17 protein-coding genes and 1 pseudogene are annotated in these 23,407 nt (G+C 41.1%); 3 read left to right on the forward strand and 15 right to left on the reverse strand.

Annotation, left to right across the window (positions count from 1 at the left end):
• Window positions 1-8: 8 nt before the first annotated feature.
• The 3 genes from V7K67_RS18160 to V7K67_RS34450 form a co-directional block, all read right to left on the reverse strand.
• Window positions 9-6,068, reverse strand: a complete 6,060-nt coding sequence (locus V7K67_RS18160) for an nSTAND1 domain-containing NTPase (protein ID WP_335167806.1) — start codon at window positions 6,066-6,068, stop codon at window positions 9-11.
• Between the two features lie 23 nt (window positions 6,069-6,091).
• Window positions 6,092-7,441, reverse strand: a complete 1,350-nt coding sequence (locus V7K67_RS18165) for a P-loop NTPase fold protein (RefSeq protein ID WP_334729162.1) — start codon at window positions 7,439-7,441, stop codon at window positions 6,092-6,094.
• A gap of 369 nt (window positions 7,442-7,810) precedes the next feature.
• Window positions 7,811-7,999, reverse strand: coding sequence for a transposase (locus V7K67_RS34450; protein ID WP_442943862.1), 189 nt, complete (start codon window positions 7,997-7,999; stop codon window positions 7,811-7,813).
• Window positions 8,000-8,501: 502 nt separating this feature from the next.
• On the opposite strand from V7K67_RS34450, the gene V7K67_RS18170 reads away from it, so the two are divergent.
• Window positions 8,502-9,557 carry a glutathione S-transferase family protein gene (locus V7K67_RS18170; protein ID WP_334729164.1) on the forward strand — a complete coding sequence of 352 codons (1,056 nt, stop codon included), beginning with the start codon at window positions 8,502-8,504 and terminating at the stop codon, window positions 9,555-9,557.
• Between the two features lie 52 nt (window positions 9,558-9,609).
• Window positions 9,610-10,494 (forward strand): aspartoacylase, encoded by an 885-nt coding sequence (locus V7K67_RS18175; protein WP_334729165.1) that lies wholly within the window; start codon window positions 9,610-9,612, stop codon window positions 10,492-10,494.
• 195 nt (window positions 10,495-10,689) lie between these two features.
• Here V7K67_RS18175 and V7K67_RS18180 read toward each other — a convergent pair whose 3' ends face one another.
• On the reverse strand, window positions 10,690-11,073 hold the full coding sequence (locus V7K67_RS18180; protein ID WP_334729167.1) for a transposase: 384 nt from the start codon (window positions 11,071-11,073) through the stop codon (window positions 10,690-10,692).
• Between the two features lie 554 nt (window positions 11,074-11,627).
• Between V7K67_RS18180 and V7K67_RS18185 the strand changes: the two genes are divergently transcribed.
• Complete coding sequence (locus tag V7K67_RS18185; RefSeq protein ID WP_335167809.1) at window positions 11,628-12,611, forward strand: polysaccharide deacetylase family protein; 984 nt, start codon at window positions 11,628-11,630, stop codon at window positions 12,609-12,611.
• A 192-nt stretch (window positions 12,612-12,803) separates the two neighbouring features.
• Here V7K67_RS18185 and V7K67_RS18190 read toward each other — a convergent pair whose 3' ends face one another.
• The 11 genes and pseudogenes from V7K67_RS18190 to V7K67_RS18240 form a co-directional block, all read right to left on the reverse strand.
• Complete coding sequence (locus V7K67_RS18190) at window positions 12,804-13,208, reverse strand: response regulator (RefSeq protein ID WP_334710928.1); 405 nt, start codon at window positions 13,206-13,208, stop codon at window positions 12,804-12,806.
• A gap of 368 nt (window positions 13,209-13,576) precedes the next feature.
• A pseudogene (locus tag V7K67_RS18195) lies at window positions 13,577-13,711 on the reverse strand (transposase); the annotation flags it as partial.
• 386 nt (window positions 13,712-14,097) lie between these two features.
• The gene (gene cobJ / locus V7K67_RS18200; protein WP_335167811.1) at window positions 14,098-15,816 is read right to left on the reverse strand and encodes a precorrin-3B C(17)-methyltransferase; all 1,719 of its coding nucleotides are present in this window, start codon (window positions 15,814-15,816) and stop codon (window positions 14,098-14,100) included.
• Window positions 15,817-15,903: 87 nt separating this feature from the next.
• Complete coding sequence (locus tag V7K67_RS18205) at window positions 15,904-16,686, reverse strand: hypothetical protein (RefSeq protein WP_335167813.1); 783 nt, start codon at window positions 16,684-16,686, stop codon at window positions 15,904-15,906.
• 36 nt (window positions 16,687-16,722) lie between these two features.
• Window positions 16,723-17,928: a DNA methyltransferase gene (locus V7K67_RS18210; protein ID WP_335167815.1), complete on the reverse strand. Its 1,206-nt coding sequence runs from the start codon at window positions 17,926-17,928 to the stop codon at window positions 16,723-16,725.
• A 4-nt stretch (window positions 17,929-17,932) separates the two neighbouring features.
• Window positions 17,933-18,391: a DNA methyltransferase gene (locus tag V7K67_RS18215; RefSeq protein WP_335167817.1), complete on the reverse strand. Its 459-nt coding sequence runs from the start codon at window positions 18,389-18,391 to the stop codon at window positions 17,933-17,935.
• Between the two features lie 144 nt (window positions 18,392-18,535).
• Window positions 18,536-18,925, reverse strand: coding sequence for a hypothetical protein (locus V7K67_RS18220; RefSeq protein WP_335167819.1), 390 nt, complete (start codon window positions 18,923-18,925; stop codon window positions 18,536-18,538).
• A gap of 367 nt (window positions 18,926-19,292) precedes the next feature.
• Window positions 19,293-19,685, reverse strand: a complete 393-nt coding sequence (locus tag V7K67_RS18225; protein WP_334730717.1) for a peptidoglycan-binding domain-containing protein — start codon at window positions 19,683-19,685, stop codon at window positions 19,293-19,295.
• Between the two features lie 576 nt (window positions 19,686-20,261).
• Window positions 20,262-22,097 (reverse strand): signal peptide peptidase SppA, encoded by a 1,836-nt coding sequence (sppA, locus tag V7K67_RS18230; RefSeq protein WP_334730716.1) that lies wholly within the window; start codon window positions 22,095-22,097, stop codon window positions 20,262-20,264.
• A gap of 166 nt (window positions 22,098-22,263) precedes the next feature.
• Window positions 22,264-22,830 (reverse strand): zinc ribbon domain-containing protein, encoded by a 567-nt coding sequence (locus V7K67_RS18235; RefSeq protein ID WP_335167822.1) that lies wholly within the window; start codon window positions 22,828-22,830, stop codon window positions 22,264-22,266.
• Window positions 22,802-23,398: an IS607 family transposase gene (locus tag V7K67_RS18240; RefSeq protein ID WP_334730714.1), complete on the reverse strand. Its 597-nt coding sequence runs from the start codon at window positions 23,396-23,398 to the stop codon at window positions 22,802-22,804. The genes V7K67_RS18235 and V7K67_RS18240 overlap by 29 nt, the downstream gene beginning before the upstream one ends.
• Window positions 23,399-23,407: the final 9 nt, after the last annotated feature.

Consider the following 23,407-nt stretch of genomic DNA (forward strand, 5'->3'; position numbering starts at 1 on the left):
AGTCGTTTTTAGAGCTTGTCGCAGAGCGCGCGATCGCTTTTGTTTACGTTTTGGTTACTCTTCAGATAATCCCGTACTTGGCTACAACCTTGCTCCAACAGTTCGTTGAGATTTCTACTCCAAAGCTTAACTTGGTTGCCATAATGACTATTCCAGGCAAAAATTTTCTGTCCGTCAAAGCTGAAGCTGACTTCCTTACCACCTAAGTTGATACCTAAGCTATTCGACCTAAAGCTTTTCAGCAATATTCCGTCACGGCTCCAAATTTTCACCTGACTCTGACTATCAGCTGAGGCAAGTATCTGACCATCTGGGCTGAAACTAACACTTTTAACATTGGCACTGTGCCCTGGCAGAACTTTATACTTGTCACTATCACGATTCCAAAGAATAACAGTGCTGTCATCGCTAGCTGAGGCTATCATTTGGCTATTGGGACTAAAACTTACATCCCGAACAGCACTTTTATGTCCTTTAAGTGTTTTAAGAAGCTTACCCTTTTGGTTCCAAATTCTTACAGTTTTATCGTCGCTAGAGGAAGCAATGAACTGCTCGTCAAAGCTAAAACGAACGCGATTAACTTTGTCTGTATGTCCTGTCAAAACCTGAAGTTGAGTACCATCCAGTCTCCAAAGTCTCACCGTTTTGTCATTACTGGCGGAGGCAATAAGCTTACCTTTGGGACTAAAATTGACACTATTGATGCGATCCCGATGTCCTTTTAAGGTAGCAACGCTCTCGCCTTTGCTGTTCCAGAGTTTCACTACATCTTCAACGCCAGAAATAGCAACCGTGTTGCCATCACCACCAAAACTGACGCGCTCAACTCGATTGCCATGCCCCTTAAGAGTTAGAATTTGCTTGCCGTCTTTGCTCCAGAGTTTTACGATATTATCTTTATCTACAGTGGCAAGGGTTTGAGCATCTGGGCTGAAACTTACTAAAGTAATTTCACTATTATGTCCTCTAAGGGTTTGAATTAACGCACCATCACTGCTCCAAAAATTTACGGCGTTATTCTTACCAACAGAGGCAATTAGTTTTCCATCTTTACTAACACTAATTTTAGGAGCGTCATTAACATCATTCTTTATAGTTCTAATCAGCTTACCCGTTCGGCTCCAAAGTCTGACACTATTTTTATTAATAGAAGCAATGGTCTGGCTGTTAGGGCTGAAACTAATCTCAGGTGTCTCATCATTTCCTGTAAGATTTGTGACCAATTTGCCATCGCTACTCCAAAGCTTTACCGTACTCCAACTAGTAGAGACAAGTAGCTTGCTATCAGGGCTGAAACTAACATCACCTTTCCTGAAGTAACTTTCCTCTAGAGTTTTAATTAATGTGCCGTCACGTTTCCAAAGTTTTACCGTATTATCGTCGCTAGTCGTCGCAATTATCTGACTATTGGGGCTAAAACTCACGCTATTAACCTGTCCGTCATGTCCCTTGAGGGTTTGAAACACTTTCCCATCTCGACCCCAGAGTTTCACATCATTGTAATTACTGGGTATAAATAACATCTGGCTGTCGGGGCTAAATTTCACTTGTGTATTCAAGGAATTTTCCCATCGAGGTTTATCATCGTTGTACTCTTCAAACGTTTGAATCAGCTTACCCTCATGGTTCCACAACTTTACCATATTGTCGCGACTGACAGTAGCAATAAGCTGACTATCTGGACTAAAAACTAGCTCAGTAATGCGTTCTCTGTGACCTTGCAGCGTTTTAATTAATCTGCCATCAGATGTCCACAACTTTACTGTATTGTCGCGACTGACAGTAGCAATCAGGTGACTATCTGGACTAAAAACTAGCTCAGTAATACGTTCTCTGTGACCTTGCAGCGTTTTAATTAATCTGCCATCAGATGTCCACAACTTTACTGTATTATTCCTGTTTACAGTAGCAATTACCTGACCGTCAGGGCTAAAATCGCGAGATGATGTATTCTCGTCGAAAGTTCCGACTAAATTCCCGTCACGCTTCCAGAGTTTTGTAGTCGTATCAGTGCCAATTGAAGCAATTATTTGACCGTCACGACTGAAGCTCACGCTATTAATATCATCTGAAACTTCAATATCGTTTGAAACCTTAATAGTTTTGGCTAGAGTGCCATTGATGTTCCAAAATTTCAATGTGTCATGATCAACCGATACTGGCAAATTCTCAGGGCTAAGTCCTACAATTTTAATTGTATCGCTGTTATCATTTTGAATTTCAAAACTTTGATTATCAAGACTCTGAAGTTTTATAACATTGTCGTCACTAGCAAAAGCCAGATTCTTGCCGTCAGGGCTAAAACTGGCACTTTTAGGAGTAGGAAGTTGCAGAAATTTTAACTGTTTAATTCTAATGCCTTCAATTTTCCAAAAAAGCACCTGCCCGTATGAATCGGAAGCTATTAGTAACTTACCATCAGAACTTAAATTAGCGAAAGCTGGTGTATTCGGGGTAATATAGTTAGTAGTCTTGAGGAGAGTGCCATCAAGACTCCATAATCTGAGGGTATTGTCCTTACTAACTGCCATTAACATCTTGCCATTAGAGCTAAAAGCAAGACTAAGGATACTAGCTGGACTGCTGATGGTCTTGAGTTCTTTACCATCGAGTTTCCAAAGTTTAATAATGCCGTCCTCACTAGCTGAGGCAATGGTCTGGCCATCTGGACTGAACCTGACCATCGTGACATTAGATTCATGTCCTTGAAGATCTGCCATTGGAGTACCGTTGACACTCCAAATTCTCACAGTCTTATCTTCACTAGCCGAAGCAATTTTCTGTCCATCTGGGCTAAAACTAAGGTCTCTTACCCAATCTTTATGTCCTTCTAAAGTTTTTATTGGCTTACCATCAAGATTCCAGAGGATAATTTTTTTATCCTTACTACCAGAGGCAATAATTTTACCATCGGGGCTAAAAGCAACGCTAGTAACGCCATCACTATGCCCTCCTTTTAAAGTTTTAATCTGCTTACCGTTGCGACTCCACAGTTTCACAGTTTTATCTTCACTACTAGTGGCAATTAATTCCCCATTGAAGCTAAAAGTAATATCTGTGATTGTATTAGTATGCCCTTCTAAGCGATTGCGCTCACTTACGCCATAAACCACTTCTTGCAATCTAGATATCACTTGATTCTGAGTATTGGCTTTCACTCCAAATCCGTGTTTCAGTTTTTTCCCAGATATTAAACCTTCTATCAACGCTTCTAACCCTTTGTTTGAAGCAAAAAGAGATTCTGAGGCGGCACTAATTTCTCTCAGTTCTGCATTAGTTTCACTAATTTTTGCTTGGACTCCAAATACACCCGCTAAGACAGCGAGAACTGCCATTAAGCTTCCACCTGTGATCGCCAGTTTTAATTGTCGTTTTAGTACCCTATTTAACTCGGCTTCGCTGCGCTTTCTCTGTTCTCTTTCTTTTTCCAGTTCTTCAATAAGTTCGTTATTTTTTTGCTGGCGAATAAAAGCAGCAAGATAATCGTGAATCAGTTGATAAAGATTTTCTGGCGAACTAGGTAACAGCAACACCAATCCGGACTTAACAAAAATTTCTAGAACTAAATCTAGGTGACTGGCATCTGTTAGTAATTCTTGTAAAGAATTTTTTATATCCTCACGAGTTCTGAGGGGACGAGTGCTGTTCTCATCGGTTAATAGCCACAATACAAGTTCGGCAAGCTGCTGATTTTCTGGTCCACAATCTTTTATGACTCCTTCTAAAAATCTCTCTACCAGCGCTGCTTTTGGACCTTTTTCTTGATATTGTGCTAGCGTGGTAATATTTTCAACTTGTAATTGTGCGCCCACAATTTGTAACTCTACTGGACGCACTTCATCAACTCCTCCGGCTAAATCTTTGACAAGTTCATCAATTAAAGCGGTTTCTAGATAAAACTGAGTTTTTTCAGTTAAACTTTGAATAACTAGTTTAGCTTCATCTGGTTTAAAGTTACCTAAGTAAAAAAGAATATTCTTATCCAGAATATTATTATTAATGACTTCTAGTTTGGTAAAGCGAGTACACTCTAACAAATAATGTAGGTAATCTTCCCGTAAGGAAAGAATGACTTTTACATAAGGAATATCTAAGCAATCGCGCAAAAAATCATAAAACTTTTTTCTTTCAAGAGGATCTTTACAAATAAAGAAAAATTCTTCAAATTGGTCGAAAATCAGAATAGTTAACAGACTAGCATCCACATTTCTGCCTAACTGAGTGAGAATGGCTTCTGTTGATTCAAAGGTGACGGAAGCCAGCCCTGATTCTGATTTGTTATTTTCTATTTCTCCGGTTTTCAAAGCTATTGGAGAAACTCGTTTTTGGATTTTCCCAAGTTCTTTTGCCAAACGCTTACCCAGTTCGTCAGCCCAATCTGCATAAACTTGCTGCAAAACCGTCATTACACTGCGGGCATTAATCGGCTCCTGTTGCAGAACTGGAATTAATCCAGCCTGCTCAATTGAACTTTTACCAACCCCTGATTCCCCATGAATTACTGTCAGTTTACAGTCATCTCGCCCAATCCGTTCAACCAAGCGTTCAACACTGTGCAACCGCCCTGAAGAGGCAATTTCCTGAGCAACTTCGTCTTGTGGTACGGCAAATGGTAACGCTGGGTTAGTAACCTGTTGTTTCGGCTGCAACCTCCCTGCACCGATGAAGGACCGTAAACCAAACTGACTTTCAATCGCTTGTCGTTCTTGCTTAATATGAAATGCAGTGAGATATTCACCTTGTTGGAAGTAGCATTCTTGTAAGGCTTTCAGAATCAGGATATAAAGTTCTGGATCGTAATGGGGTTTGGTTTTGTTCCTGGCAGTTTCTAAAGTGGAGATCGTCTCTTCCACCTGATCCAAATGCCGTTGCGCTTTTGCTAGCGAGAATAAATACCATCCTTGATGGAACGAATTTTCCAAATCTAATAAAATGGTTTGTTCCAGTGAGGGATTTGATATAGCTTCTGCTGCATTACCTAGTAGAATAAGAGCTTGCTGGGCAGCTTGTTTTGCCTCAGTCCATAATGTTTTAGACAATGCTATCTCAGCCAAAAAACCATAAGTTCGCGCTTGCCTGAATGGGTCAAAATTAGTTTGATGAAGAGCTAAGGCTTTTTTCGCTACTACCTCTAGTTCATCCCAACGTTTCAGCCGATGCAGCACCTCTGCCAGGAAATTGATAAATTTAGCGGCTAAATCGGGACGGTTCGCTTGCTCAAAAACCTCAATTGACTGCTGAAAATATTCTTTGGCGCGAACGCAAGCTTGCTGATGCTCTGCTCGATGCCGCATCGCATAGTTACGCCACCATAATCCGAGATATAAGAATAAAATTCCACAACGTTCTTGGTTATGGGTATGCTGCCACAGAAACAAACTCCGCTCGTAATGTTGCCGAGAATCTACTTGGGAGTTATCTACTATTCGAGCTAGGACAAATTCCAAACCAGCTTCCAACTCCGGGTCTAACTTCACCTCCCGGTTTTGTAATTCTTGGCGAGCTGACTTTAGTTCAGCGTAACGTGGGGAACCCTTTTCAAGCTTGAGTGTGGCATTATCTAAAAATACATTTTCACGAGAATTTAAAATCTTAGCAAAGACCTCATTAACCGTTTGTTGGATAAGTTGAATTAACTCGTCAGTCGTAATCTTAAAATCCACCGTCGTTGCCCAACTGTGGAAATCTGGAACCGACCGAATCAGCTTTTGCAGGAGTTCATCTGTTACCCAAAGCACTAGAGGAAAGGTAAACTTGCGAAACTCCTCTCGAATCTGATTGGTCGCCATCAGAACTTGGTCGAGGTCGCGTACTGACTCCAAACCAAATATCATTAGTGCATTAGGCTGTTCTTCATTACATTCTTCCGTAATCCTGGTGTAAAGGGTCTGAACAGACTGCTCTAGTATCAGTTCGCGGGTTTCAATGGAACATTGCTCCCGTAACTGCTGCACGATTTGATCTCGCAATACCCTATAGTTGGAAACTGCTAATATTAAGGAAAACTCCCCCTGAAATTGAGTAATCCCGCGAATTAGGGTTTTTAAAGAATCTTCATTAATCTGCATTACTTCTTCCTAGTGCAAGCCACTCATAACTGCAATTCCTTTGCTTCAGCCAAAATTGGGTTGATATCAAACCAACTTTCCTCAGTATTGCGATACTCAAAAACAAACAAACTTCGCAATAAAGTTTGGTACTCCTCTTCGCCTCTGACAGTTTTTTGTTGCATTACTTGCCAGAGCAGTTTCCACTCTTCTGGTGTGATAGCTTTGCTCAGTTCACTGCGACGCTGGCTAATTACCCGCTCTACTAGCTCACGAGAGAAAGGCGGGTCGTCTTTTTTCAGACAGCTATTGAGTAGAACCAGCAAATTTCGTACATGACCACCACTTACGTGGCACAGACGATCTAAAGTTTCAGGTGTGTCAAACACTTCTGAGATCAAGGTGAGTCGTTTCTCCGATTCTACGTCAGGGAAGGCTCTTGCCAGTAACATCTGTCGCAGCAAAGCAATTCCTTCTTCACATGGGCTACCATCTCGTTCCTGCACCCGAACCATCGGCAACAGTTGGGGATCTGAGCCAAAGCGATTAGTCAAGTTTTCTTTATCGTTAGAGAAAGCTAAAATCAATGGTACGGTATAGACAACGTGACACTTAAGTTTGTTAAGTTGTTCTCCTCGGTCTATAAAAAGGTACTCAGGTTGAGTTCGCCCTGACTGTCTTTGCCTATTATCAATCCGGTCGAGATTATCAATTATTACAACAAGTCCTACTTTTCCTTGCTGCTTGAGATGCTGTTGTGCAGGTTTAATTAGCTCCTGATTAATAGCTTCTAAGATATTGTTAACCCGTGGCTCTAGATGTTGTCGCAAGAGAGAGCGAATATCTTTACTGTCCTTAGCTTTGGTAGTAATTTCACCAATACCCACTGCCAAAGAAAACTTTCCTTGTTCAGTATTAATCCCAATATCACCCACACCTGGAACTTTAGCTTTAACTCCCGATACCTCTGAATTTAAAAGGTTAACAGTTCCTTGGAGTAAACTCTGGAAACGGTTTGGTTGAAGTTTGATTTGAGCTTCCTCAAAACTTTGACTCACTTGACGAGCGATCGCCAGTAAAATATCGCTAATATCCACGTCCGCCATATCTAAGTCTTGAGAGGACTCAAAGTATACTACATAGAAGCCTTTCTGTTCTAACTCGGCTTTTAGTCGTGATAACTCAGTTGATTTACCACAACCAATGTGACCAGTAAAGAGCTGACAACTAGGCTCATTCTCAGAGAATATAATGGTGCGTCCCAGTTCTTTAATAAGATTGCTACCACGCACTGCCGAAAAATCGATGTAATACTGCCGCTCTTCAGGTTTGCTTAGGTCTAGAGTCCTACTGGGATTGGATGCTCTAAAGAATTTCTGGAAATCTAGTACCATCAAACCTCACTTATGCACGCTAGTTAACTTAAATTAAAGCCGTAGTAGAAATTTTTGAAAAATCTATGTAAATGATACTAATCCTAATCCTAAGTACTATTAGGGTAAATTTTGAGATAAAAAGCTTTTAACTAGCTATCAAACATTTTTGTATTGATTATGCAAAATTGAATCAAAATTTCATAGTACCCCCATAAGTAATATAAAATTTTTAAAACTTATGCCAACAAAGTTAAGAGATAACCAGTTACGTTAGTAAATATCAGTAAACCAAAAAGTTTTTCTCCAAATAGCGATCGCTAATTAAGTATGCGTAGTTTAATGTGCTATATTTTACTGAAGTAATAAGTAATGTTTATATAGCGGTTATCAGTCTTCTGAAGTACAGTAGCAGCAGTGATTGAAAAATCGGGAGTAGGGGGGGAGATAAATGAGGCGAGCGCCAGCAGCGATGATCAAGGCTTCAAGTTCAGGACTTTTATGAATCGAGCAATTATCCATTAGAACGACTGCGCCAGGCCAAAGCTGAGGTACGAGATGAGAGTGAGATGAAAGCATCAAAGGTCAAGGCATCGATAGAACCTAAACCACTCCACTGGGTGAGCAGTCCTTTTAAGCTAATGGCACCAATTACCGAGACATTTTTGCCTTTGCGGTTGGGCTTTTGAGCATAGGCTCTTTGTCCTGGTAAGGCACGGGCACATTTGCGGATGAAGGATTTAGTTGCTTTAAATTATGATTGAGAGAGTACTATGGGTATCTGAAGGTAGTAGTTATTATGCTCTCAAACTCACTAATCAAAATGGAAAGCTTACAAGCACTCTATCGCTACACTATTCTTATTCTGTTAGCTACCCAAACTAGAATTACTGCAAAAATCATGGGATTGCCAAACAGTATGCTAATTAAACATCAAGAAAAAATTATTACCCCTTGGATTGTTTTTTGTGTTGGGACTTATCTTTCACAACCAATTGAGATTAATACCTCTTTTTCATAGTCTTAGTGTAGCTGACTCCTACCTGGTAACATCGATCACTCCCAAAGCAAGATTGTCGCCATGACCAACTCAACTCCAATGGATGACAAGAAAAATCTCCCCAAGAAGAAAGGCAAGTCGCTTCCTCCCAAGCTGATTATCTGGCTAGGAAAGTTTGTCTGGACAAGTATGTGGCAGATAATGATGTCAAACCTTGCTCCTCGCAATCAGTCGGGAGCATATATTCGTCCTAATAGCCAGTTTCGCAAGTTCATCGGCACAGAAGAAGGGAATCCGCACCCACCAGCCGCCGGACGCTACAAACTCTATGTTGGGCTGGGCTGTCCTTGGGCGCATCGAACCTTGGTTGTGCGATCGCTCAAAAAACTCGAAGCGGTAATATCAGTATGTATCGTCTCTCCTTCTCCCATTGAAGGCGGTTGGATATTTAACGATGAAGTTGAAGGTTGTCGTACACTGGCTGAATTTTATCAGAAGGCAGAACCCGGTTATAGTGGACGCTCTACAGTTCCAGTACTATGGGATAACCAAACAAAAGCGATCGTCAACAATGAGAGTGCAGAGATTATTGTGATGCTCAACTCTGAGTTTAACGAGTTCGCCAACAATCCGACGCTAAATCTTTACCCAGAGGAGCTTAAAGAAAAGATTGACTGGTGGAATGAAAAGATTTACCATACTGTAAATAATGGCGTGTATCGCTGCGGCTTTGCCCAGACTCAAGAGGCATACAATCAAGCCTGTAATGAATTGTTCGCAACTCTTGATGAAATTGAGATTGCATTGCAGACTAATCGATATCTCTGCGGCGAAAATCTGACACTCGCAGATGTGCGTTTATTTACAACATTATTTCGGTTTGATAGTGCCTACTACGGGCTATTTAAATGCAATCAGCAGCGAATTCGAGACTATCAGAATCTTGGAGCTTATCTGCGCGATTTGTATCAGCTTCCAGGTGTGGCTGACACTTGCGATGTAGAAACTGTGAAGCGAGACTACTACGGAAACCTATTTCCACTCAATCCCGGCGGAATTATCCCCAATGGCCCTGATATGTCCTATCTGGATCAACCACACGATCGCGATCGCATCGGCAAGGTGAATGCTTCATAAGGTACATTGAGAACTGATACCTCGATGGCTGCATTGCGGAGTTACTGTAATCGTGAACCAGATTAATCGAGTGGCAATTGTTGGTGGAACTCATGGCAATGAGTTTACAGGAGCATACCTCATCCAAAAATTTGCCCAGTTTCCTGATTTAATTACTAGATCGAGTTTTGAGACAGTCACCCTGTTAGCAAATCCTCATGCTTTTGCCGCCGGGAGGCGATATATAGAGAAGGATTTAAATCGCTGTTTTCTCAAGCAAGACTTACAAGATCCGACTCTGAAAAGTTACGAAGAATTGCAAGCTAAATTAATTCAACATACCCTAGCATCAAATGGGGATAAACAAGCAGATTTCATCTTAGACTTGCACAGCAGTACAGCTAATATGGGTCTGACAATTATTCTTGATAACAGTCGTCCTTTAAATTTGAAATTGGCTGCTTATCTGAGCCAGATTAATCCTTTGGTTAGAATTTATCGTTGCTCTTTTCAATCTGTTGAAGAAAACCCATTTGTAAATTCTCTGTGCGAATTAGGCTTTGCGATCGAGGTTGGGCCGATTGCCCAAGGTGTCTTAAAAGCAACGCTGTTCCAACAAACAGAGGAACTTGTTTACGCGCTTCTAGACTATCTAGAACAGTTTAACCAGGGTGAAATCCCATCAAATAACGAAACATTGATTCTCTATGACCACTTATCAACTGTGGACTACCCAAAAAAATCTGATGGGACAATATTTGGGATGATTCATCCAGAGCTTCAGGACAAGGATTATCAAGCCTTGAATCCAGGAGATCCGATTTTTATTACCCTTGACGGTAAAACAATTGTTTATGAGGGTGCATCTACCGTTTGGCCGATTTTTATTAATGAAGCAGCTTACTACGAAAAGGGAATTGCAATGTGTTTGACCCAGAAGCAGCAAATCAATATCTAGGATGTCAGTTGAATATGGATATAGAATAATCCGTCTTTGTGTTTGCACAATTGGGCGCTTGTAGGTTTATGCCCTTTCAACTTACCCAGTTGATAATTAGCAAGAACTACAGGAATATGCTCTCTACATCCCAACAGCGTCAAACTAATAGACATCTGGTGAAAATGAATGTAGAGACGTAGCAGTGCTACGTCTCTACAAGGACTCTGGATAACGCATATTTAATTTCTGGAGATGTCTAATGGTTCTATCTTTTTCTCTAAAATCAAAGATTCGAGCATCGTAATCAGCAGAGGTTGGGCTGAATTTTTTAACAACTTCACCTTTTACTTTTGCTGTTTTCCGGTTTGCTCCAACCCTAGCACAAACTCTAACTGCTTGATTTGCACTCAACCCAAACCGAGGGCGGATGTCTTGATAAACCAAGCTTTGAATCGTAGTTTTACTCGTTACTCCCGGTTTGACTTGCTCGTTGACATGGTTGCAAGCATCTGCAAACGCTTTCAACAAATCATCCATTTTGAGAATTTGTTCAGAGGTTGGTTGAAGTTTGCAAACTACAGTCAGTGCTTGTTCCATCCTCTAATTGTATCACGTGTGATCACAAATATATCAAGGCGACTAAAGTCGCCTTCGCTTACCTCCCCATGTCGCATCTTGGGGCTGACCCTCGACTTTTCGGTGAATAAAATTTTTTGTATGATTGCTTTTGATTGGAAGCGATTATATAAACTGAACGCCCAAATCATTACTTGCTAAAACATGCTTATATAAGTTTAAATGTATCTTGGTTATGATATATTAATTGCCAGTAATTAAGTATCAGGGTAAAAAGTTGTCCGAAGAGCCGATCGAGTCGAGATCAAAGGAGTGCTAGAAACCCATTATCTAAATTCACCCGGAATATTTTTCAGAGAAGCAGAATTTGTTTATAAATATGGGACACTAATCTCGGCGATGTCAATTATAGGCTACGCCCACAGAATTTTGTTCTTAAAGTTCAGAAGCAGTAAAACTTCTGGCTTGAGGTTTCCACTGCATACAGCCCTGAGTGGAAGTATGAAACTTTACTGATAAAGCCCAAAACTAAGACTATATTTACGCTTAAAATTGTCCAAATACTTGAACTCATAATGAAAACCAAGCAAAAAGGAAACAGACCAATAGCCAGTCTTTCTTTAGACTTGGATAATGTTTGGTCTTATTTAAAAAATCAGGGCGCTTCCGGTTGGGAGACTTTCCCATCTTACCTAGATATCGCAGTGCCTCGTTTCTTAGATATTCTTCAACAATGGGATTTGACAATCACAGTGTTCATTGTAGGTCAGGATGCAGCGCTAGAAAAGAATACTAAGGCAATACAAGCGATCGCTAACGCCGGTCACGAAATTGGCAATCATTCATTTGATCACGATCCTTGGCTACATCTATATTCAGAGAATGAAATTGAAGAAGAAGTGGCCCTCGCCGAACAACATATCAAACGCGTTACTCATCAACATCCTATCGGTTTTCGGGGGCCAGGATACAGTTTTTCTCCAGCAGTATTAAAAGTCTTAGCACGACGGGGATACGAATATGATGCTTCAACTTTTCCCACATTTTTGGGGCCAATAGCACGAGCTTATTATTTAATAACCTGTAAATTAAGTAAAGAAGAACGTAAAAAACGGGAAGCGCTTTTTGGCGGCTTTAAAGAGGGTTTGCAGCCTTTAAAACCTTACCAATGGCATTTGGGTAAGGATAAACTAACAGAGATTCCCGTTACCACCATGCCAATTTTCAAAGTGCCAATTCACTTCAGTTACATCATGTTTCTGAGTACATTCTCTTCGGAATTGGCGTTACTCTACTTGCGAATTGCCCTGTGGCTGTGTAAACTTACACGCGTTCAGCCTTCTTTGCTACTCCATCCTACAGACTTTGTAAGTCAAGAGGATGTGCCAGAATTATCATTCTTCCCTGGTATGAGTATCCCTACTTACAAAAAGCTGGCAATAGTGAACAAAAGTTTAGAAATTATATCCAGTCAGTTTAATGTTTTGACTGTTGGACAACACGCTAAATTCGTAGCCGGCGCCCGTCAACTGCCTGTATTAGTACCTCAAAAGAGATGAAAAACTCCATCCCACTCTTGGGATGGAGTTTTTGGTCTTTCATCTCAGCACTCAGCACTCAGCACTCGGAACTCAGCACTCTTCATCATAGTGCGAAAGTACTGAGTACGATCTCTTGTTACTCAGCACTGGCTCAACGCCCCGCTACCCATGTACAGCACTCAGGACTGAGTGTGGTAAAAATATGATCAATTACCAATTACAAGAAGCAAACAAATTAGCAACAATCTCAACTAGTTCTCCTGGAGAAACTGGCTTAGATACATGAGTCTGAAAGCCAGCTTCCAAAGCGCGAATCCGGTTCTCGCTATCGCTATAAGCAGTTAAGGCAATAGCTGGAACTTGTCCACCCATATCTGGCTTAAGCGCCCGTATTTTTCTGATCAAAGTGTAGCCATCTTCCCCAGGCATACCTATATCACAAATTAAGACATCAGGTTGCAATTGGGGTAAAATTTCCCGTGCTGCCGGTGCTGATGGAACTGCTACGATGGTGGCTCCATCTGCTTCTAATACTGTAGTAATAAAAAAGCGAATATCATCATCATCTTCAACTACAAGAATATTTAAGCCAGCAAGAGCCAGAGAAGGTTGCATAACAAATTACATTTTAATTTTGTCTAACAACAATGCCGACTTAAAGATTTTGTTTTACTATAGCCGTAAGCACAATAATCTTGTAGCTAGCAATAGCTTTTAACCATCTTATATTGTATCTTTAGAGTGCATTTTATAATGTTAATATTTGTGTGGTGTTTGACAATCTAAGAGGTTGTTTGAAAAGTATTTGTTTGTAATTTTAGGCACTTATTGATCCCCCTAACCCTTTTAAAAATGGGGGGAGAGTGAAAAACTACCAGGAGCATTAGTCCTGATGGTAAAATTGCAGCTACCCCCAGCGATTACCACACTACAAAATTGTAGGATTTAACGATAAGATAATAGCGATCGCTTACCATCTAGTGACCTAGTAAGCGTTTAGTCAGTAAAAAGGTATCTTCGATTTGCCAACGTCGGCGATACAAATCACAGACTTGTTGTGGAGAAAGTTGTTTTGGATCAAGAACATTAGTCAAGTGATGATACCAAGTTTTACCCCAGTTTAATCAATAAGTTTTACCCACTTGACAAGTTTCTATTTTTCTTAACTTGACACCAATGGCAAAATGCCCACCCCACAAGAATTATGTTTAATTCGATTATTTAAAAGGGAACAGGGAACGGGCAACAGGCAACAGGGAAATCCCCATAATTAAAATCAGGGGATTTGTACAAGGACACATTGAAACATCGTGGCTGACGCCATCTCGTTTCAAATATTTTTATCTCTTTTCATAAATAAATTTAGGGGCTTTAAACCCTGTATTCGGGGCTAATTTTTTTTCTGTTCCCTGTTAAGAGTTCCCTGTTCCCGCCCCGAAGGGGCTTGGTAAATTAGAGTTTTTTAGCTGATCAAGAGAGTTTCAACCCTGTTCCCTATTGGCTGTTAGGTATAGCGACGCGGTGTATAAACCCAGATGCTACCATCGCTGCGCTTGACGGTTCTGGTTTTTGTGGAACCAACAAGAATAATTGTCCGCATATCAGCGCTTGCTGGTGTTAACTGGTCAAGTGCGATCGCTTTTACCGTCTGTCCTGGTCTACCGAGATTCCGTGCTAATACTACTGGTGTATCTGGTGTACGATGTTGCAGCAAAATATTTCTCGCTTCTGCTAGTTGCCAGGTACGCTCTTTGGAAACAGGATTGTAGAAAGCAATCACAAAATCAGCTTCAGCAGCAGCGATAATTCGTTGTGCGATCGCAGACCAAGGTTTCAAGATATCAGAGAGGGAAATAGCACAGAAGTCATGCCCCAGGGGCGCACCAATGGCTGCGGCTGCTGCCTGCATTGCAGAGATGCCTGGGGCTACATGAATGTCGATACTTTCCCATTCGGGTTTATGATCGCGATCGCATACCTCAAAAACTGCTGTTGCCATTGCATAGATACCGGGGTCGCCAGAGGAAACTACAGCTACATATCGCCCAGATGCGGCCAAATCAAGAGCCATCTTTGCCCGTGCTTCTTCTTCGCGGTTGTCGGATTCATGCCGTTCCTTGCCATCAGCCAGAGAACCAACTAAATCTAAATACGTTTTATAACCCACGAGGTCAGTTGCCGACTTGAGTATCTCCTTCACTTCTTTTGACATCCATTGCTCCCCACCAGGGCCAGTGCCAATAATCGCTAACCGTCCGCGTGGCTGACCGATGGTGTTGGGGTCAATTGGTTGGGGGGCAATAGCGATCGCAATGTTAGGAGAAGAGGAAGATAAGGGAAATGTACCTGTAGCGGCGATCGCTGCGGCTTGCGCGGGGCTATAACCTTGTGAAAGCAGACTTTCTAGCTGATTTGGGGTAAAAAAGCGGGCAGGTACTCCCAAGGCCCTAGCGACGGCGTGGATTTTGGGATCGGCGGCGGTAGTGATGGGTGCAAATATGCCGGCGACTGATGTTTTTTCTAGTTTGGCATCAGCTAGTAGCTGCTGGACTAAAGCTACTGCATCATCAATGATGTCACTAATTGCGATCGCGATCGTTGCTGGGTGGTAGACAAGGCAGTTGGCTGTGGGAGTCACCAAACTTTCTGTAACTTGAATCGTCAAATCTCCCTGTGGATCTATGGGCAATTTACTATTGCTCAACCAAGATGCTACTCCTTCTAGCTTGACTTGCGTCCCAGCTAGCAAATCTGAGATAAATTTCTTGGCATCGTCTGGGTTCGCTAAATGGTATCCAGAGGGAGGAGATAACAGCGTTGTGCCCAAACGTAAATCACCTGTGGTCGTAATTGCAGGTTTGACATCCAGCGCTTCAGCAATGCGGCGTGCCAAATCGTTTACCCCACCAAGTCCGCCCAAGAGGGGGACGACAGCGCTACCATCTTCAGCTACAGCTAGCACTGGTGGTTCCTGTCGTTTATCTGAAAGTAGCGGAGCTAACGTCCTAATTAAAATGCCGGCGGCACAAATACCAATCAGCGGCCTTCCCTGAACAAATAACTCGCGCAGCGTCTCGCCAAAGTTCGTAAAGCTGACATCAACTCCAGATGTGCGACCCTCTAGACCGTATAGCGTCGCCCCTGGTAGAACACTGATTATTTTGCGTGCTACTGTCACGCTATTTTGACCTAATATTACAATGGCGGGTGCAACGTTTATCATTACTTAATTACGAATTACGTAGCTTGCTTCTCGCCGGAGGCGAGTATTACGTTAGCGTAGCCCATTACGAATTATTTAATTAGCACTTTAAATAAATGTTCTTAGAAATTTGAGTGCTTCAATTTTATTGTTAAATATGGCATGAATTAAGTCACCATTATTATAACGAATATCAATCTCGTATTTTAATGGTGGGGCTAATGTAGGTTGATTATCTGGATAGTTATGAATATATTCAATAGCATTTTCGACAGTGGCAGTTTGTTGACATTGCCCATGTAGGACAATGATATTTACCTGTTGGACTAGTCTAGCAAATGACTGCTCTAATGTATTGATAAATTTATCTATTTGGAATTTTTCAAGACTTAGCATTTGATTTTTGATGTTAGTAATATCCGGCGCTGATAATTTTTTCCATTGCTCAATCTTATTTTGAAAGTCTGCTTCTAACGTACTTTCATTGAAAGATGCATTTATACCAACAGATGTAAATGATTTAACGATGTTGTCATACTTAAGATAAAGAATTTTAAAGCCCTTAGATTCTAATTGATCAAGCGCTCCTTCAATTTCTTGAACCTTGTTTCTAGAATGCTTGGTGTAACGCCGCCATGCAGTCTCAATAAATGCTACTGGAAGATCAAGAGTATCTTCTGTACCTCCTCGTTCCAGTACATAGTCAAGATCGTGATAGTTACCGTAGCGATCTTGCCATGATACCTTTTTAGTGATTCGTGCCTTGCGCTTTCTCTGAGAGTCTAAGTAAAAACCATGCTCATCAGCCACTTGTTGAAGTGTCTCACGAATAAATTCTTGGATGAAATGCCCTAAAATCTGACCCCATTTATGTGAAAATGATTCTGCCATTACATTTGTGCAAAAATAATTTGGGTTGTGATTACCCTATCCGTAAACCCACAAACAACCTTCGCAAAGAGGAACTCTATGCTTGCGATTTTTCCACTTCACATTTCGGTCACGAACTTTTTCAAAATTAAAAGATTTAAACCCTGCGGCTTGTGCTAATAAACCCATCCATTCAATCACCGGAATATAAACACCATAGGGAGCAGAATCGCCAATCATAAAGCAAACTGTTGCAGGACTTTTGCATACTCTGCGAAGTGCTATCCAAACTCTAGCCATATCCAAAAAATAGCAGGCAATCATCAAATGATAATTCTTTTTACCTCCATGTAAATGTCGTTCTTGGGACAATTTGTGACAGATTTCAATAATACTAGTCTTGATTGGATATAGCTCATGAGATGCTAGAACTTCATCAATGTTTACATTCTTATTGGTTACGTGCTGCGAACATGAACGAATTAAGTATTGCCTCACCGCACTTTGTAAATCACCCCAACCGGAAATTTCTTTCATAAAACACATTTCTAGACGTGTAGCATCTGCATAGTCATAGTTGTTAGCATACGGTGGTGAGGTGATTACCAAGTTAGCAAAATTATCAGGTACACCCTGGCAAGTCCGAGCATCAGATTGAATAAGTGTAGCAACAGAAGCCGCCATTTTTCCGGCAATTCTCATATCTGTAGCTATACTCTCTGCCATTAGCCCAAAAGCAGACATTGTATCTAAAGAATATTGTTTCTTTCGATTTGGTAAAATGTACTGCCAAGGTGCAGTTCCAGCATGAGAAACATGACGAAGAATTGATACAAGTGTTAACCAAACTAACTGAGATTCAGATGAATCATCAGCAAATTTTTCCCAAGACTGGCGCAATCTATCTAAAGACTCAAGTGAAGATATACTAAAGCATTCATGAATCAGTTTCGGGTATGTATCTATACAGGGCTGAATATTTTCGGCACATTTTATAACTTTTTCTATATGTTCAAGATAAGCATCAGCGTCAGTTTGATATAAAAGTTTAGCTCTTGCTATATGCACAACAAAGGGATGAGCCTCAATTCCCAAACATTCAACTCCAAGCTTTTCAGATGCAAGTAAAGTTGTACCAGAACCAGAGAATGGATCTAAGACAGTAGTTTCTCCTCGTTCTTTAGCTTGGGTAATTATAGTTTCTACCCATTGTGCAGAAAAACCTGCACTAAATCTAAACCAGCGATGAACTGGCAGTTTCATGTTATTAATGAATGTAGATGAACTGTCCAAGGATTGGGAAGTGCAAGAAGAAAATTCCTGAAATGGCAATTCTAATTGTAGATTCATGTGGATAGTTATTATTTATGAAGCGATCGCTGGAAAATAAATAGGTAAACCAAAGAATAGTTTCATGTCTACAAGAAAACTTTTTCTGGGCATGAAGACCATGTTGCCTAGCCCATATAATTCGGTTGCGAGGAATTAATCTGCATGACTCTAAAATCGGAAAAAAGCGAATATCCAGAGGAATCAGCATTCCTCGGTCAGAAAAAGCACCAACTTGCCAAAATAGCGAACCTGTATTTTTGAGAATCCGGCTACATTCAAGCAGCACGGCTGTTTGTTCTGCCAAATAAATCTCAAGAGCCTGTCTTGATTCGTATTCTTTGCCTAGATTATAAGGTGGAGAGGATACAACTAAGTCAAGACATTCATCTGGCAAATTACTGAGCAGTTGTAAACTCCTAAGATTTGAATGGAGATTGGGATTCCAAGCAAATATCCAAAGGATTTTTTCCCCAGTTCCTAGTCCCCATTACCCCTTATCCCCAGAGGGGGCCCCACCTTCCCCAATCCCCAATCCAACTCAACTCACTTTACGCTCTTTCAAGACTTGATCTAACAAGTTTCTAGCAGGTTGTGCTTTCGCCAACGCTACTTGATGGTCATTATAAGCACGAACAAGGCGAGCAAGACTGCTCACACCTGCCTTGAGTTGCTCAAGTTCTTCACCAGCTACCAGTTCTCCATCAAGCATCCGCCCAATCAATGGTTTGATATCACCCACTTCCTGCCGGACTTTTTGGAGCTTTTCTAGGGTACTCAGTAAAATTTTTAGTGAGTTCAATATATCGTCAATATCCTGGGCATCCTCTACTGGTTCTGGCGAATTTTCAATTGTTGCCGTGTCTTTGTCTGCAACTGTAGGCAATTCCTCTACAGACGTTTCACTTGTAACCCCGTTTGCTCGTGCCATCAACGCTTCCTCAAGGAATTTTCCTCAGTGTATCGCTGATCTCAAGTTGCCAAAGATAATATTGTCATAATTCGTTAAACGGGATTGCATACATTTGAGCATATCCCTCTCATCCTTAAAGCCAAGGTTGCTAAATTACAGAAAAATCCACAGCTTTGTTATTCAGTTATTATTGCCTTGAAACCGCTTCACTGAGTCGAGGATTCACGTTGGCGTAGCCCACCGTAGTTAGCACAATATTAAAATGCCTGCGACATAGCCGCAGGCAATATTGAGATAGAAAAAGCTGGGTTACTATTTTAGGCTAGAATTTATTTCCTAGCTTTTTGTGTTTAAGGCATTTCAGTAATGAGGATAGTAAACAATTTTATTTAAGAGCTGCTAAAGTCCGGTGTCCAATTATTCCGTCTGCTCTTAATCCTTTAGACTTCTGAAATTTGATTACTGCTGCACGAGTCTTGTTATCAAACACACCATTCACACTTGCTGTATAGAATCCTTGCTGCTTTAAAGAATTCTGAGCAGTTTTTACTGTCTCTCCCCTGCTACCTACTGTAAGTACATTACTACGCTTTGCTATACTCCTGGGCTTGTGCTTGGCAACAGCATTAGTTTTTTTAATCGTGTTTTTTTGCGGAGCACTTTGGGCGATGTAGGTAGCAGTAGCCGGATTTTGACTTTTATTATTGCTTAAAGAGAAAGCAGGCAAAGCAGTAGCTAGAGTTAGAGCAGGGAGTAAAGCAAGTACTTTCCAATTCATCTTCTTGTTCCTTCTAAACTATATGAAATTTTGCAATTTTGATTTGAAGAGTCATCTTCATAAGGGCCTGTGCCTGAAGTGATTCTCCTCGGTAGACTCTGGCGTGTGGGTTGAGCATAAGACTACTTCCGAAGCCAGAGCTATAGCATCACACGTCATATTGACAAAGTTATTGCAAAATTGTGACAAAAGCATGACTAAATGTATTAAAATTTATGTCGCATTTATGTCGCACGAGATTGCGCTCTTGATTTATCTAGAAAGCACTATATAGCGGTTCTCGTTCACGTGAGGTACACCCGTAGGGGCAATTCATGAATTGCCCCTATATCTCAATACAGTTCAGTTAAGCTTCTCTTCCTTCTCTTCCTTTGCGGTAGCCTGCGGCAAGCCGCTCCGCGTCTACGTTAAAAAAAAGGATTTTAGCCTTAACTGAACCGTATTGCCCTATATCTTGCAATATAATTTTGTACCGCATCTGAGTGGGAACCGCTATCGAATCTCACCGATAACAACCTTAACAAAGCGTATTGGAGTCCAAACCATTTGCCTCGGTTTAGTCGCTCAAAAAAGCATCTAATCAATCTTTAAGTTGAAAGGCAAGCGGGCGTAAATTCCTTGTGGATCGTTCATCTTTTGCAGAATCTCTACTTCCTGTTGTAATTTTTGGAATTCAGTGGTGATGGGATTGGCTGATTTGAGTTTCGCCGATTCAATTCCTAAAGCAGTCCGCGCCTCTTCTGTTGCACGCCCAAAAAAGCGTTCTCCGAAACTGCTAGTGCGAGGATATTCTTGCACCTCCCAGTCTTCTCCTAGTTTCGCCTGCTTGGCAGTGTATGCGATCGCAGTATCCAAACCACCAATTTCATCCACCAAACCAATTTCTTTGGCCGCTTCACCTGACCAAACCCGTCCTTGGGCAATTTCTGCTACTTTTTGTTCTGGGAGTTTGCGACCTTGAGAAACTTTATTCAAAAACATACTATAAATCCTGTTAACGCTGCGCTGATAAAGTTCCAATTCTTGAGGCGATTTTGGACGCGAAACTGTTTGACTATCAGCATAACGTGCAGTTTTCACTGAATCCCAGGTAATGCCATTATCATTAGCCAACTTTTGCCCATTAAATAGCATCCCAAACACCCCTATGGAACCTGTAATGGTATTTGGTTCTGCAAAAATGCGATTAGAGTCGCTAGCAATCCAATAACCACCAGAGGCGGCGACATCACCCATTGACACCACAACTGGTTTGACCTCACGAGTTAATTTCACTTCTCGCTGCATGACTTCGGCTGCGGTAGCACTACCACCAGGACTGTTAATTCGTAATACAACAGCCTTCACATCTTTATCTTGTCGTAGTTTGTTGAAGATTTTGGCAAAGCGATCGCCTCCAACTTGCCCATCATCACCTTTACCATCGACAATCTCACCCTCAGCATAAACAACGGCAATTTGATTTTTGGAGTTACGTTCTACACCCAAAGATTTGCCGGAAACTTGTGCGTAGTTATTCAGGCTAATTTGTCGGAATGTTTTGTCCTCTTTATCGCTATCTGTCAACTTTTTCAGGTCTGTTACCACTTCATCGGGGTATTGTACTTGATCGACTAAACCGCTGGTTTTAGCTTGTGTGGCTTCTAGTATGGCCTGATTATCTGCGATCGCCTGTAACTGGTTAGGTTCAATTTTTCGACTTGCGCCTACAGCAATGCGCCACTCTCCCCAAACATCATCCAACAATTTCTGAGTTTGTTCGCGGTTTTCTGGACTCAACTTGGTGAGGATAAACGGCTCAACGGCTCCTTTAAATTTCCCTACCCGCACGACTTGAACACCAATGCCATACTTTTGCAATGCTCCTGCTAAGAACATTGGTTGTGAACTCAAACCGTTGACTTCCATCATTCCCAGAGGATTAAGTATAATGGAATCCGCCACTGAACTAAGGTAATATTCCTTTTTACTCCAATCACTGCCATAAGCGATAATCTTTTTCCCAGATGCGCGAAACTCTTCCAGGGCTTTCCGAATTTCTTTCAGGGAGGCATAGCCGACGTTACCAGCTTGGCTTGTGTTCGTTGCATCCAGATAGATCCCGACAATTCGCGGATCGCGCCGCGCCTTTTCCAAAGTTTCTAAAACTTTGCGGAGTGCCATCCTATCATCATCTACACCTGATATCGTGTTTTGAAACAGTTCACTTGAACTAGGTTCGCTATCAGTAATTTTCATTGACAAGTCAAAAACTAGCACTGACTTATCTTTGACATTTGGCCCAGTATCTTTAGAGGAACTAGCAGCCAATATCAGCAAGAAAAGTCCAGTGGTTCCTAGACCACCGAAAATAATTAGTCCTAGTAAGGTGCCAACGACACTAGCAAAAGTTTGTTTGATAAAATTACGCATTAGTTATTTAGTTATTGGGCATGGGGCATTGGGCATGGGAAATGTGGACAAGCGGGTATTAGGGTTAGCTAGTCATCGATGCCAAAGACGAACGAACATCAGTGGTAATGATGTAGGTGGGAACTTGGCAGTCTAGTCTTTTCCGATACTTTTTTGCTAACTAATGCTAACAAATACATAAGTTAAGATTTTCTCTTAACCAAGGCGTATCAACCAATGCACGAAGAAAAATTCCTCGCGCACCATTCAAATCTCTATCCATAATATTATTTGCAGATAGAGATTTAATAGTTTTAGAACCGCCGAGATTTTTGACTATTTCGCCAGTCCAACTAACTGTTTTTGAGGTATAGGCTTCATTGACATCCAACACCACTTTTCTGTATTCAAAAGCTTTATGTTTGAGAAATTGTTTGAATTGATAGTGAGATAGAGTCAACATTTGCCTTACAGATTTACTCCTTATTCTTCTTTTTTCCTTTTTTGACATCTGAGATGTTTCAAAATTTGGTAAAAGAATTACATCGAAGTTATCAACCAAAAACTTAGCTGTCTTTTTATGTAACTCAGACACCAGGTTTTTTATCTGGCCTAAATTATTCAATATATCTGTTTTCAGAGCTTTCCAACTTGCTTTGATTTCACTATCTTGCAACAACTTGATAGTTGTGTTATGAACAAATCTGGAAACACCAAACCATTGTTTAATTATCACTTTTTGTGCAGGTGTCAAACTTAGAGAAATCTTCTTTGATTTTCTGAGAGTATTTTCTAAGTCCGTGCATTCTGTATGAAAAGATGTGAAGGATTGAGAGTAAATCTTGGGTGAGTTCGGTATTTGGGCAGTATACAGTTGTGTCGAGAACCACGATTTGTCCACCGTTTTGTTCGACCATGTACTGTACAAGTTCAAATCCAAATCTTGCGAGTCTGTCACGACAGGCAACAACAAGTGTGAACTTATCCCCGCGCAAAAGTCTGTCCAGTAAGGATTGCAGTCCTTTCCTTTTAAAGTTGATTCCTGAACCGATGTCTTTGATGATTTCGGCTTCTGGGTAGAGGGATTGCATATAGGCGATTTGTCTGTCAAGATCATCTCGCTGCTTTGTGGAACTAACTCGGCAGTAACAAATAATGGTAGCTCTACCTGAACTGCCATTGACGTAAGATTCAACGTCATAGAGTCTTTGCCCTGCTGGGTTTTTAATGCTTTTGATTTTGCCTTCATCTGCATATCTCCTCAACGTATTTGGATGCAATCCCAGAAATTCAACCGCTTTTCTAAGTGGTATATATGCCATAGGTAAAAT

Source organism: Nostoc sp. (assembly GCF_036917155.1).
Lineage (GTDB): Bacteria > Cyanobacteriota > Cyanobacteriia > Cyanobacteriales > Nostocaceae > Nostoc.

Bases quoted from the DNA above. Each gene is read 5' to 3' on its own strand.
- V7K67_RS18225 (WP_334730717.1), bottom strand. From the start codon at position 19,685: ATGAATTGGAAAGTACTTGCTTTACTCCCTGCTCTAACTCTAGCTACT.
- V7K67_RS18160 (WP_335167806.1), bottom strand. From the start codon at position 6,068: ATGCAGATTAATGAAGATTCTTTAAAAACCCTAATTCGCGGGATTACT.
- V7K67_RS18180 (WP_334729167.1), bottom strand. From the start codon at position 11,073: ATGGAACAAGCACTGACTGTAGTTTGCAAACTTCAACCAACCTCTGAA.
- cobJ (WP_335167811.1), bottom strand. From the start codon at position 15,816: ATGATAAACGTTGCACCCGCCATTGTAATATTAGGTCAAAATAGCGTG.
- sppA (WP_334730716.1), bottom strand. From the start codon at position 22,097: ATGCGTAATTTTATCAAACAAACTTTTGCTAGTGTCGTTGGCACCTTA.
- V7K67_RS18205 (WP_335167813.1), bottom strand. From the start codon at position 16,686: ATGGCAGAATCATTTTCACATAAATGGGGTCAGATTTTAGGGCATTTC.
- V7K67_RS18165 (WP_334729162.1), bottom strand. From the start codon at position 7,441: ATGGTACTAGATTTCCAGAAATTCTTTAGAGCATCCAATCCCAGTAGG.
- V7K67_RS18210 (WP_335167815.1), bottom strand. From the start codon at position 17,928: ATGAAACTGCCAGTTCATCGCTGGTTTAGATTTAGTGCAGGTTTTTCT.
- V7K67_RS18190 (WP_334710928.1), bottom strand. From the start codon at position 13,208: ATGCAACCTTCTCTGGCTCTTGCTGGCTTAAATATTCTTGTAGTTGAA.
- V7K67_RS18170 (WP_334729164.1), top strand. From the start codon at position 8,502: ATGACCAACTCAACTCCAATGGATGACAAGAAAAATCTCCCCAAGAAG.
- V7K67_RS18240 (WP_334730714.1), bottom strand. From the start codon at position 23,398: ATGGCATATATACCACTTAGAAAAGCGGTTGAATTTCTGGGATTGCAT.
- V7K67_RS18185 (WP_335167809.1), top strand. From the start codon at position 11,628: ATGAAAACCAAGCAAAAAGGAAACAGACCAATAGCCAGTCTTTCTTTA.
- V7K67_RS18220 (WP_335167819.1), bottom strand. From the start codon at position 18,925: ATGGCACGAGCAAACGGGGTTACAAGTGAAACGTCTGTAGAGGAATTG.
- V7K67_RS34450 (WP_442943862.1), bottom strand. From the start codon at position 7,999: ATGCTTTCATCTCACTCTCATCTCGTACCTCAGCTTTGGCCTGGCGCA.